Genomic DNA, 11,453 nt, shown 5'->3' with positions numbered 1-11,453 from the left:
CCTCCACTCTGTTTTTGGCGGCCTTGAAATAGTGGTACGAACTTGAAATGTACTCATACGTCAGGCGAGTTTTTTCCATCGCCCCCGCAGGGGTCAGCATGTATTTGACCCGATTTTTTGGTACGGTCGTTATCTTGCAGTATCCTTTTTTTACCAACCGTTTGATGAAAGAATTCACCAGCCCCAGGGATATTTGCAGGGTGTCCGACAATTCACGCTGTGAAGTCGGTTTATCCGCAGCGATGGCTTCCAAAAGCTGCAATGTTTTAAGGTTTTTCGATTCCATTATAAGCTGATCGCCTATAGCTCCGCCGTGTGGATTACATCTACCGATGTGCCTTGGAAGAGGAATGAAAGTAGGAAATGCAATTCGCAAGATCATTGACGCGTTCATCTATTGAACACAAAAGCAGGCGGGAGTCAATCGTAAAGATAAATTCTACAATGCAGTTTAACAATAATTATAGATGGTAAGGCAAATCGGGCGTTCGCGGAACAATGGAATTGATGTTGATCGGTGGTTATCCGATAATTGCTTTAGAATGGCCTGCTTGCCCTGCCATCCGCGCAAGGGCAAGCAGGCCTGACTGCATCATTTGATTCGACAATCGTGGATCACGGTTGCAAGGTTAACAGAAAATGTTAAGAGGTGGATCTTAGACGACAATTCGGTCTTTGTTCGCCTCCCAGGTTTTTTTGCCGATACCCTTGACGTTCATGATATCTTCCGGCGCTTTGAACGGACCGATCGTTTCACGGTATTCAACGATTCGTTGGGCATATTTGGCGCCCACCCGGTCAAGCTCGCTCAGTTGCTCAACACCAGCGGTGTTGATGTTGACTTTGTCCATTGCGTTTACATAGCAAGCTCCGGTTAAGATGACTGCAATTGTAACCAGAACGGCCAGGTAAACTTTTTTCCTGAAATGGTTCATACATCCTCCTATTCCTAAAGGTTCTCATGGGCCCATCCAATGATTATTTTACGTTTATTTTCAATGGCTTGTTATAAATTACATCCCTTCATAAAAATTATGCGCGACGATGTAATCTTCTCTGGCCTTGATCGTTAACGCAAATCCTCGCTATAGGATGGACGTTTGCTGGTTTTGCCATGCCAATCACGGCAAAACGCAATTGAAATATCCGTATTCGTTCGCCGCCCCTACCTCACGATGATCGTGACCAATGCTTGATTTCGACAAGCTAAGGGCAACGGGACCACCAGCGTGAGTTAAAGACGAACGATGCTTAGGGGTGAAGGGAGGTCAGTTCAGGTCAAAAATGGGAATGCTGCTCAGATCTATGCTAATCCAGTTTGAAAACATCCAAAAACTGAATGACAGTTACTGCACGTTCAATACCAGGCAGAAAAAAAATATTAATACACCGTTCTTTTGGTACCTTGACTTTCTTTTGATGTTCATGACATAGTTTAAATAATATATTTTACCTATTAATAATAGAAAGTTGTATGTTTTTATAGATTAGAGGAGGATGAGTTCGGCCCGCCACATCAGCCTGCTTGAACTGTCTACAAATTTGACCACTCACTATAAAAAATTATGAAAAACTATAAAATTCTCTTTGTTGACGACGATCAACAGATTCTGTCCATGGTTGAACAGTTTCTGAGTCGCTGCGGATTCAACGTCACCACTGAGTCAAGCGGTCAGAAGGCCATCGAGATGGTTCGGGAAAACCATTTCTGTGTTGTGTTTACCGACCTGAATATGCCCGAAATCAGTGGCATGGAACTGCTGAGACAGATCAAAGCGGTCTCTTCAGAGACGGAAGTGATCATCGTCTCCGGCTATGGCACCATCGAAACAGCCATCCAAGCGATGAAATTGGGCAGCTACGATTTCCTCCAAAAGCCGATTAACTTCGACCGCTTCAAAATCCTGATCGATCGTATCATCGAAAAACAAAAGCTGAAGGAAGAGAATCAGCTGATTCGAAACCGACTTAAAGAACGATACAAATATGATGAACTGGTGGGCATGTCCCCTAAAATGCAAGACATCTACAAAATCATCGATAAAATAAGCTTCGGCAGCCCAACGGTGCTGATCGGAGGTGAAAGCGGCACCGGAAAAGAACTGACAGCCAACGTCATTCACAACAACAGTGACCGAAAAGAAGGCCCGTTTATTCCCATCAACTGCGGCGCTATCGCGGAAAGCCTCCTGGAAAGTGAACTTTTCGGGCATGTAAAAGGCGCATTTACCGGTGCATCGAAAGATTCCATTGGCCTGTTCAAAGCCGCGGATGGTGGAACTATTTTCCTGGACGAGATTGGGGAGGTTTCAACGGCAGTTCAAGTCAGTTTACTTCGGGTGTTGCAGGAAAAAAAAGTCCGTGCCGTTGGAGACACTCGGGAAACAGAAGTAAACGTGCGCGTGATTGCCGCCACTAATAAGAAATTGGAAGAGGCAATAAAAAATAACACCTTCAGAGAAGATCTGTATTACCGGCTCAATGTCATTTCCATTACCATGCCACCCTTACGGGAAATCCGAGAAGATACCCCTTTGCTGATCAGCCATCTCATCAAGAAGCACAAGCGTAAAGGCTCAACAACGGTACCGGAGGTCAGTCCGGAAGCGATGGCGTTGTTGATGGGGTATCACTGGCCCGGAAATGTCAGACAACTTGAGAACGTTTTTGAAAGAGCGTTTGCGCTGGGCGTCAAAGATGTGCTTCATGTGAATGATCTGCCGAGTGAAATTGCTCAGCAATCAAGCGCATGGATGCCTGCAGACGTGAATTGCAATTTGAAAGTGATCGAGGAAAAAACTATCCGACACACGCTTCAAAAAGCAGGGGGAAACAAGGCGGAAGCGGCCAAACTGCTCGGCATCAATACAACAACGGTCTATCGTAAAATGGCAAAATACAATATTATTGATTCATAGATGAAGGGAAACGAAAAATGCCTGAAGGATTGGATGTAATCGTCGTTGATGACGACCCGGGGATTTGTAAAGTGGTTTCCACGACGATCAAACGTTTTTATACATGGGGAAACGTACTGTCATTCACGGACTCCGAGGCGGCTACGGACTATTGCCTCGGCAGGGATATCGGGGTAGCTATTTTTGTGGTGGATGTTTTTCTTGGTGGGGCCAGCGGCTTTTTTTTCCTTGACGCCATTGACAAAAAATTTCCGACTGCCCATGCGGATGCCATTATCATCACAGGCAACGCCAGTGACGATATTGTGAACATGTGCGTGGCGTCCGATGTCAATCATCTGCTGGAAAAGCCTGTCAAGCCGTATGCACTGCAACTGGCCGTTCGTGCCATTGCCGAGAAATACTTGAAATTTGCCAAAAGGATATTTAACGACCCGGAGTTCGCAAAAAGTATTGCCAACATTTAACCATCATTATAATATCCGCTGTTGAATTTGGCGATCTCCATTGATGCGATCGTCAACGAATGATTGACAATCGTTTTCAAACTTTTCTGTCCCTCAACGACGTTTGATGTGGCGCTGAGGGATTCACTTTGGGTTGCCATCTTTTGAACCAACGACTGGATATCTTTTAACGTAGCGCCGCTGTCAGTCAGTTTTTGCTGATAGACCCCCATCGTATCGATCAACTGCTGGACCCGGTCAACAATCATGTTTGCTGACGGCAAGGATTCAGATGAAAATTGGGCCGGACGAATTTCGGAAAGAAAAGGTGCCGATTCCGTCTTAGTGCCCTTGAATTCTGTTGAATCAACCGCCTGTCGAAAAATCGCATCAAACCCGCCTTTTTTTACATTCGATTGACTTTCTGCCCGATTGTGTTCGCTGGTATTCAAAATCGGTTTGTTGGGGTCAATGGTTACCATGAGGCCCTCCTATTCTCTATATTTTCGCATCCACCGCGTTCAACAGGCTGTTAGCGACGTGGTGGGTTCCGCGATGTGCCCATGCACGCCTGCGCCTTTTTTCTTTGCCGTTTCGGTGCTGTTTCGCATGCGGCGATAGTTGGATAACTCGCCGCCAACGAAAGACAACACAAGGTAAAGCAATGATCATGCAAACTATTAAAAAAACATGTAGCTTCGAAATTATATTTGGCATTAAATTCGTACACATCCGTTCACGACTATGTGCTTTTTATTAACAGTTCTACCCAGTATCGTATAAGATACTGTAAATTTTACGATTATTATGACTCTTCCAGACAGGTTCATCCGTCCTTCCCACCCTCTCTGATATTTCTCAAATCCAAGACCTTCCAGAAACAACCCACTCCTCGCTTGGGGTTAATCGAAGACACAAGCCATTCCAGGTCCCTATCCGGCAAGTATTAACTCCCTCATCGGCAGTTTTTGCCACCTGATGACGTCGCGTGTCTTTTTTTGTCAACACCGCCCTATTCAATCAGTAATGAAAGCGTAACTTATTATTTTATTTATATTTTTAATATTTTGCCATGCGGCATAATTTTTGCGGAACCTCTATGCCGCCAGTTTTGTTAATTGAACCGCTTTGAGGTGTAACCATGATGTCACCACTACATTCAAGTCTTTCGGCAATCTCGGCATTCTCAGTAAAGATGAATGTCACCGCCAACAACATCGCCAATGTGAATTCAGACGGCTTTAAAAAAAGCCGCACAACGCTCAAGGAAAGACCGCTGGGTGGAGTGGAACCGGACGTGAGTATAGACAATACGCCCGGCCCCACCAACCCAGTTTTTGAAAATGGCGTAACGGGGCAAATTGAAGCTTCAAATGTCGATCTCGCCGAAGAAATCACCGATTCGATATCTACGCAAGCGGGGTGCAAGGCCAATCTCAAGACGATTCAGGTATATGATGAAATGCTTGGAAGTCTCCTGGATACCATTGGATAGAAGGCCGGACAAAATTATCGATCTCCGACTTCATGAAATCAAAAAAATGCCGATAGTCATATTGTGTCAACCCAGCATGATGACAGCGCATCGCAACCCATTCAGCCGGCGGAAGACCGTGGGACTGAGAAAGGATGATTGAGCATTTGAATTTTAACACCCGCCTGCACCGCACAGCAATTTTATCCGCGTTGGTCTTTTTTTTGGTCGCAACTGCATTCAGCAGTTTATCGATAGCCGGAACAAACACGGACCGCTTCAACGCATTATACATTCCGCCTCATAAAATAACCCAGCGAACTTTTGATGAAATCGTTCATTACGCCGCATTAACACCGGTCAATGCAGTCGTGTTGCACGTCAAAAGCCCCAAAGGAAAATTGATGTGGCCGTCTGAGAACCCCATGGCCATTCAGATGGGCGTCGGAGCCAATCACTCAGGGTTGAAAAAGCACGTGGCCCGACTGAAAAAAGACAACATACACACCATTGCCAAACTGGATGTTTTTGCCGATCATCAAGTGGCTGCGGCATGGCCGGAGTTGAGTGTGATGGATGGTTCTTCCGATACACCCTGGACAGACGCCAACGACCTTCATTGGACCAATCCCAGTGACAGTCGGGTATGGGAATACAACATTGCCCTGTCAAAAGAATTAGCCTGCATGGGATTCGATGAGATCCAGTTTGACTATGTTCGTTTTCCCAGTGATGGAGACCTTTCAATCATCAGCTACCCGAACACCCTGCCCGGTTTTTCTAAATCCGACTGCATTAAATCCTTCCTTGAAAAGGCGCAGGATGAATTAAAACCCTTGGGGGTGATCATCTCGGCAGACGTTTTCGGGTTGACGGCCTGGAAAACCGATGACTTCGGTGTCGGGCAGGTTTTAGAGAAAATGGCGCCTCATCTGGACGTCATCTGTCCCATGTTTTATCCGTCCCATTTCCCCCGCGGTTTTCTGGGCAAACAATCGCCGGGGGAATTTCCTGAGATGATCATGGAGTCCAGCATGCGCAGTATGATGAATCGCACAGACAAGCCGATTCGGCCATGGATTCAAGGATTCTGGTATCCCCCGCAACAAATCGTGGCCCAGATGGATGGGATCGAAAACGCATCGGGCAGCAGTTGGTCGATTTGGAGTCCAACAGGGCGCTATAGCCTGTCATACAAAGCCATGGCTACTCGATTCGGTGTGACCTTGCCCAGACCCACGTTTTATCCTTCGGTGACGGATCTTGTGTCGGAAAGGGATCGATCAACACGCGGGATAAGCGCGATCGTCAACTACACCAACTTTAAAATTGGTTATTCCATTCTCTCCCTCGAAGCATCTGAAAACGGGAAGCGCTCACGCTATTCCTCTCCGGTCGCCATACTGGCCACTCTCGAGGAAGGCATCATGGATCTTATTCTGACAAAAAGAGCGATCCCGTTTAACCCTGATGCCGAACCCTACACGAAACGCAGGCTTCTCAGCGATCTGCTGTGCAGCGATTTAGGGAAAGATCCCCGCCGGATGCGACCCGGACCCATTCATATCGATTGGGCTCAGGATTGTTTGTTTTCCGCCAAAGGTATCCCGCCTGCACGGTTGGATAGGTATGCACAGGCAGAACGACGGCCTGTTGAAAAAAAACTCGCCGGTGTTTCCTCGCCTGAAGCCATCAACATCGCGTCCGTCTCCGAAAGCATTTTCGGTGTTTCGCTCGACCCGGTCGCCAGCCCAGCAACTTCTATACTTTCGCGGTAAGGCGACACTATTGATGCGAAGCTACGGGAAGCTCGTGTTATCGCGGCGACAACGATTTATCCTTTAAGTCATTGCTTAAATTCAAAGATACCTCGAAATCGCCAGCCTTCTCCTTGTTCGGCCAACGCAGTATACCAATTCCGAGTCATGCCGATTCAGACACTGATATTCCACGGCTGAAAATAAACCAAGGCATGTGCAGGTTTGACCCTCCGACTCTCCCTTGACCGACGGACGATTTTCATTGTAATAGTTGCCCTTAACGTTAAGGTTAAATAATTTGCCGAACGGAAAAATGAAAAACGCAATCTATTCTATATCGGACCTCTCCTCGGAATTTTGCATTACCAGCAGATCGATTCGGTTTTATGAAGAGAAGGGCTTAATTAAACCCGACCGTACTGCCGGCAATCAGCGCCGGTACACCAAAAAGGATCGGATCCGATTAAAGCTCATTCTCCGGGGAAAGCGATTTGGCTATTCTTTAGACGAGATCGCAAAAATGATTGGTCTGGCTGACGTGGACGTCAACGAAATCGACCAAATTCAACAGGCGTTGACATACGGCGCAAAAAAACTGGAAGAGATCCGGCATCGAACGCAAGAACTCAAGGCCATGGAGGAAGACATGCTGAGGATCAGGCAAAGACTCGTAGACCGGCTTGAGACTCTGGAAAAGGGAAAAACAGATGTTTAACCCCATCGTTGCAAAAGCCGGAGGGGATCAGAGCCAAGACGCCAAGGGTGAAGCCGTAGTAATTTACTGCGATCCCTTGGTAACGCAAGATCTGGGCGCCTCCGGCTTTCCCGGTAGGGTAAAAAAATGAGCGAATTATCGTTACACCCTGGACTGCACATGTGGTGAATTCCAGAACGTAAGAATATATCATAATCTTCATTTATGATTTCAAATAGTAACGATAATTTTCGAATATTTTTTATGCAACGATGGGGTTAACCATCTTTTGTCGGCTGAGGCCAAAGCCTTTCGTGAGGAGGTCAGGGATCTGGTAAAATGGGTTCCCCGGCAGATGAGTCTGGACATGGATCAGGACCGCATTCAATTCCCCAAGGCGTTTTTACCGGAGCCATGCCAGCAAAAAGGCGGACGCCGATATTCGAAACTGGGAACTGGATGCGGCCCAGGCGGATGTGGTGGACGAAAAGATTTATGAATAGCGGTGGCCGGTCGTGCCTGGAGATAACCGCCTGATATGAAGATCGTCAAAAAGCACCCATTCAATTCTCAGGTAACGGCACTGGAATTGGGATACGGCATCATCGGCCGCCCGTTGATGAATGTCTATTGTTATCTGATCGGAGACACGCTCATCGATTGCGGCCAGGCCAAGATGGCTGGTGAAATGAAATCATTCGCCTTGGCCCATCGTATCGAACAACTCCTGCTGACGCACCACCATGAAGATCACAGCGGCAACGCGGCCATGATCGCCAAGACATGTGGCGCCGCTGTCATGGGGCATCCTGAGACTGCCCATAAAATGGGCCACATCCGACCCATTTTACCCTATCAACATTTGATCTGGGGCCAGTCCAGAGCGGTTGCCGTATCTCCCCTGCCCGCAGTAGTGGCGTCAGATGGGTTTCGCTTTCTACCCATTCACACCCCGGGGCACAGCAAGGACCACACCGTTTACCTGGAAGTGCAAAATGGCTGGCTTTTTTCCGGCGACCTTTACCTGGGAGACCGGATCAAGTTTTTCAGGTCTGATGAAAAAATCGATCAGCAAATCCAGTCACTTCAAATCGTCCTGCAACACGATTTTGAATCGCTCTTCTGCGCCCACAATCCAGTGTTGAAAAATGGCCGGGACCGGCTACGCCGCAAACTGGCCTATCTTGAGGATATCACCGGCGCCGTCGGATCGTTGTTAACCAGGGGATTGCCGGAAAAGGAAATCATCCGGCGATTGGATCACCGGCAGGACCGGTTCGTTAAATTCTTTACCATGGGCAATGCCAGTTTCGCCAATATGGTTCGATCCGCCATCCGTGCTATTTGATACCCCGGGCGGCTTTGATCTGCTCCCAGGCTTCCTGAATTTCACGAAATTTATCATGGGCGAATCGGTTAAACTCGTCGGGCAACCCTTTTGCGGCGATCTTGTCCGGATGGTACTCATGGGCCCGCTGGCGATAGCAGCGTTTTACCTGATCGTCATCATCGTCCGGGCTGCAGCCCAGCACCGCGTAGGACTTATCCGCAGTGTGGATATACTGAAACTTCATCTGCTCGTAACGGCCTGTGCTGAAATTAAATGTGTTTACGGCGGAAAGGATCAGCGATTCCTCCCCCTGGGCGAGACTGCCGTCAGACACTGCGACCCGCAACAGGATGTCGATCATGAGTTCAAGCATCTGAGGCTGATGGTGGAACTGTCCGTAAAACTGGTGGGCAAAATCGGCAAAGGTTCCCGGTGCGTTCAAGGCCGTCCGAAAAATATTAACGGCTGCATTGCGGCTCTCCGCGTTCAGCCTCAAATCCCTCTCCATAAAACTCTCGATGGAATCGATCTCTTCCTTGGTCACCTGTCCGTCTGCCTGGGCCAGTTTGGCCAGCATGGAAAAGGCCGCCACAAAAAATGTCAGCTGATGCTGCTCCACCGTTGACAACCGCGGACGATTGCCGGATGTATCGAGCTCGGATCCCGTATCAAAGGCATGCCCGAACGCCGCCCCGAATATAGCTCCCAACGGTCCGCCAAGTGCAAACCCGATGGTTCCGCCGACCAGTTTTCCCATCCATCCCATGAAGCGATTCTCCTATTGCCGTTCGTTTCCGCGTGTCCGATTCACCATCAATACTGAAGGTGTACTCCCGTAACACATAACATCAGGGTTGCCAAGCGTCGGATGGGTTGGCGAAATAGCCGCCGAACACTCAGAAATAGCTTGAATTATAATCATTTTCTTTGTATCATCAGTACTTAATATTCTCTACGCATTTTTCCTCTACCATTCCACGAAAGGCTGTCGCGTATGTTATCTTGGTGGACCAACATGGAATCGGTTGCTGCACTGAACGGCTGGATGCTGGCGGCGACGCTGGTTTTTTCAGTGCTCACGGGCGTCATGGTTTTTCTGACTGTCGGAAAATCAAAAAAACTCATCAGCGGGCTCTTCGATGAGCTCGAGACCTCTCATAAACGAGGCAAATCCCTTGAAAAAACGGCTGAAGAAATCCGCAAAGAGTTGCTTCAAACCCAGCAACACCAGGATATCAATCAACTCAAATTAAAATTGAGCAAGTCGTCTACCAAGGAGCTGACCCAGGCATTGCTGGATGCCAGGAAGCGGATGGAAATTGCCGAAGGCGCCATTAAAGCCCATCGGGAACAGGAGAAAAAAAATGGTGAGCCCTCGGAAACCACTGAATACTTAGATCTGGAACTGGAACCGGAGGGCGGTCTTTCGGAAAGCCAGCGTGAACAGCTGATCGACCTGCTCGATCCGGGCCCCAAAGGGAATGTGGATATCTTTTGCGTTATGGATGATGAAATGTCTGAAATGACCGCCAAGCAGTTGGAAGAAGTCCTGACTGCAGATGGTTGGAAGACCAACGGTGTGGCGCAAAGCGCATTCTCCAATCCACCGAATGGTCTCGTTCTGGCCGTAAACAGCAAGGAGACGGCACCGTCATACGCTTCTTTTTTGCAGCGTGTTTTTTCAACCATAGGAATCGAGGTTTCGGCCAGTATGGATAATAAATACAGGGAATGGTCCTTGACCATCATCGTGGGTACCATTGACGGCTGAACCATCGCACCCCCATATCGTCCTTTAAATCAACTCAAAATTTCGGGAAAGCGCCAATGACTGCTGCTATCGCCATCCAGAGAAAACAGACCGGTCCCAGCACCATGTTGCATGCGCTTACCTTGGCATTTGCCGCACTGACGCTATTGTTTGCGTTGATTTCGATAATTCTTGGAAACCGGCTTTCCACCCTGCAGGCCAATTTCCTGACAGCGGAAATAGCAACAGTTACATCCGAAGCTGCATCGTTCCAAGGCATGGAAGCCACGCTAAAGACGACCATGGATAAGCTTGAAAGCACTCAGAAGAGTTTGGACGGAGAAAAAACAGCGACAGAGCAACTCCGTCGACAGCTTGCCGGAGCCAAGAAAGAACTTGAAAAGGCCAAGGCGGATGTGGCCATCGCTAACCAGACGATCGCCACACTCAAATCAACGGTTCCGGTACAACCAACACCTGCTGTGACAACACCCGAGCCGATCAAACCACCGGAAACCGCCCCTTCCACGGAAACCGTCTTACCCACGCCGTCCCCGTCTCAATCCGCCCCGCAACCAAGCGAATCGTCCATGGCGCTGCCGGTGCCAATACCCACACCGACGACCGCACCGGCCACGATCACGCCGGAACCTTCAGCAACACAAACACCGCCCCCCCCTGCAGTGAAACCCGAAAAACAGACAGACGCGTCAACACTCCCTGCAGCGACCACGCTGCCTCCCGACAGCACTACCCCGGTAACCGAAGAGACCATTACGGACTCACCGGCGGCACCTCCGGCGACGGCTGCTCCAGCCGCCGATTAGTTAGTGTCCATCCATAAACGGCTATTTGGCCCGATATCTGCGTTATGCGAACGCTTTTATCCTCGGAATATCAACCATATGCACCCCAAGGGCACTTCTCTCAGGGCGCTTGCGGTAAAATTTTTCGCGCGCCTTGATCTCGACCAAAATCCCTCGTTTCTGGACGAAAACTAAATCAACCATCTCAACGGATCAATTCGAGGCAGAAAGTAAATGGCGGCCATCTCATGCGACCGGGTGATCGCAGATTATTG

12 protein-coding genes are annotated in these 11,453 nt (G+C 48.6%); 8 read left to right on the top strand and 4 right to left on the bottom strand.

Annotated features, from left to right (window positions below; translation table 11 throughout):
* Together QNK41_RS17500 and QNK41_RS17495 are read right to left on the bottom strand one after the other, a co-directional pair.
* Positions 1-286: winged helix-turn-helix transcriptional regulator (locus tag QNK41_RS17500; RefSeq protein WP_319259360.1), on the bottom strand; the 286-nt coding region annotated here is incomplete at its 3' end.
* A 370-nt stretch (positions 287-656) separates the two neighbouring features.
* On the bottom strand, positions 657-935 hold the full coding sequence (locus tag QNK41_RS17495; RefSeq protein ID WP_319259357.1) for a helix-hairpin-helix domain-containing protein: 279 nt from the start codon (positions 933-935) through the stop codon (positions 657-659).
* Between the two features lie 630 nt (positions 936-1,565).
* Between QNK41_RS17495 and QNK41_RS17490 the strand changes: the two genes are divergently transcribed.
* Together QNK41_RS17490 and QNK41_RS17485 are read left to right on the top strand one after the other, a co-directional pair.
* Positions 1,566-2,918: a sigma-54 dependent transcriptional regulator gene (locus QNK41_RS17490; protein WP_319259355.1), complete on the top strand. Its 1,353-nt coding sequence runs from the start codon at positions 1,566-1,568 to the stop codon at positions 2,916-2,918.
* Between the two features lie 17 nt (positions 2,919-2,935).
* Positions 2,936-3,385 carry a response regulator gene (locus QNK41_RS17485; protein ID WP_319259353.1) on the top strand — a complete coding sequence of 150 codons (450 nt, stop codon included), beginning with the start codon at positions 2,936-2,938 and terminating at the stop codon, positions 3,383-3,385.
* Here QNK41_RS17485 and QNK41_RS17480 read toward each other — a convergent pair.
* A complete protein-coding gene (locus tag QNK41_RS17480) occupies positions 3,382-3,846 on the bottom strand; it encodes a hypothetical protein (protein WP_319259350.1) in 465 nt (154 codons plus the stop codon). The two genes, QNK41_RS17485 and QNK41_RS17480, sit on opposite strands and share 4 nt — an antisense overlap.
* A 659-nt stretch (positions 3,847-4,505) precedes the next feature.
* Here QNK41_RS17480 and QNK41_RS17475 point away from each other — a divergent pair.
* The 4 genes from QNK41_RS17475 (at position 4,506) to QNK41_RS17460 (ending at position 8,640) form a co-directional block, all read left to right on the top strand.
* Positions 4,506-4,859 carry a flagellar basal body rod C-terminal domain-containing protein gene (locus QNK41_RS17475; protein WP_319259348.1) on the top strand — a complete coding sequence of 118 codons (354 nt, stop codon included), beginning with the start codon at positions 4,506-4,508 and terminating at the stop codon, positions 4,857-4,859.
* Between the two features lie 134 nt (positions 4,860-4,993).
* Positions 4,994-6,616 carry a putative glycoside hydrolase gene (locus QNK41_RS17470; RefSeq protein ID WP_319259345.1) on the top strand — a complete coding sequence of 541 codons (1,623 nt, stop codon included), beginning with the start codon at positions 4,994-4,996 and terminating at the stop codon, positions 6,614-6,616.
* A 295-nt stretch (positions 6,617-6,911) separates the two neighbouring features.
* On the top strand, positions 6,912-7,313 hold the full coding sequence (locus tag QNK41_RS17465) for a MerR family transcriptional regulator (RefSeq protein ID WP_319259342.1): 402 nt from the start codon (positions 6,912-6,914) through the stop codon (positions 7,311-7,313).
* Positions 7,314-7,830: 517 nt separating this feature from the next.
* A complete protein-coding gene (locus QNK41_RS17460; RefSeq protein WP_319259339.1) occupies positions 7,831-8,640 on the top strand; it encodes an MBL fold metallo-hydrolase in 810 nt (269 codons plus the stop codon).
* Here the strand turns inward: QNK41_RS17460 and djlA are convergent.
* On the bottom strand, positions 8,633-9,388 hold the full coding sequence (djlA, locus tag QNK41_RS17455; protein WP_319259337.1) for a co-chaperone DjlA: 756 nt from the start codon (positions 9,386-9,388) through the stop codon (positions 8,633-8,635). The genes QNK41_RS17460 and djlA overlap by 8 nt on opposite strands.
* A 249-nt stretch (positions 9,389-9,637) precedes the next feature.
* On the opposite strand from djlA, the gene QNK41_RS17450 reads away from it, so the two are divergent.
* Positions 9,638-10,393: a hypothetical protein gene (locus tag QNK41_RS17450; RefSeq protein ID WP_319259334.1), complete on the top strand. Its 756-nt coding sequence runs from the start codon at positions 9,638-9,640 to the stop codon at positions 10,391-10,393.
* A 56-nt stretch (positions 10,394-10,449) separates the two neighbouring features.
* Entirely contained in the window at positions 10,450-11,199 is a 750-nt protein-coding gene (locus QNK41_RS17445; RefSeq protein ID WP_319259331.1) for a hypothetical protein, read from the top strand.
* The last annotated feature ends 254 nt before the right edge of the window (positions 11,200-11,453 follow it).

The organism is Desulfosarcina sp. (assembly GCF_033791525.1).
GTDB lineage: Bacteria > Desulfobacterota > Desulfobacteria > Desulfobacterales > Desulfosarcinaceae > Desulfosarcina.
The sequence above is the reverse complement of the archived record's forward strand: the minus strand, read 5'-3'. Positions and strand labels throughout refer to the sequence as shown.

What these genes read in the sequence shown, in the direction of transcription:
- QNK41_RS17495 (WP_319259357.1), bottom strand. Translation starts at nt 935, where the DNA reads ATGAACCATTTCAGGAAAAAAGTTTACCTGGCCGTTCTGGTTACAATT.
- QNK41_RS17490 (WP_319259355.1), top strand. Translation starts at nt 1,566, where the DNA reads ATGAAAAACTATAAAATTCTCTTTGTTGACGACGATCAACAGATTCTG.
- QNK41_RS17485 (WP_319259353.1), top strand. Translation starts at nt 2,936, where the DNA reads ATGCCTGAAGGATTGGATGTAATCGTCGTTGATGACGACCCGGGGATT.
- QNK41_RS17480 (WP_319259350.1), bottom strand. Translation starts at nt 3,846, where the DNA reads ATGGTAACCATTGACCCCAACAAACCGATTTTGAATACCAGCGAACAC.
- QNK41_RS17475 (WP_319259348.1), top strand. Translation starts at nt 4,506, where the DNA reads ATGATGTCACCACTACATTCAAGTCTTTCGGCAATCTCGGCATTCTCA.
- QNK41_RS17470 (WP_319259345.1), top strand. Translation starts at nt 4,994, where the DNA reads ATGATTGAGCATTTGAATTTTAACACCCGCCTGCACCGCACAGCAATT.
- QNK41_RS17465 (WP_319259342.1), top strand. Translation starts at nt 6,912, where the DNA reads ATGAAAAACGCAATCTATTCTATATCGGACCTCTCCTCGGAATTTTGC.
- QNK41_RS17460 (WP_319259339.1), top strand. Translation starts at nt 7,831, where the DNA reads ATGAAGATCGTCAAAAAGCACCCATTCAATTCTCAGGTAACGGCACTG.
- djlA (WP_319259337.1), bottom strand. Translation starts at nt 9,388, where the DNA reads ATGGGATGGATGGGAAAACTGGTCGGCGGAACCATCGGGTTTGCACTT.
- QNK41_RS17450 (WP_319259334.1), top strand. Translation starts at nt 9,638, where the DNA reads ATGGAATCGGTTGCTGCACTGAACGGCTGGATGCTGGCGGCGACGCTG.
- QNK41_RS17445 (WP_319259331.1), top strand. Translation starts at nt 10,450, where the DNA reads ATGACTGCTGCTATCGCCATCCAGAGAAAACAGACCGGTCCCAGCACC.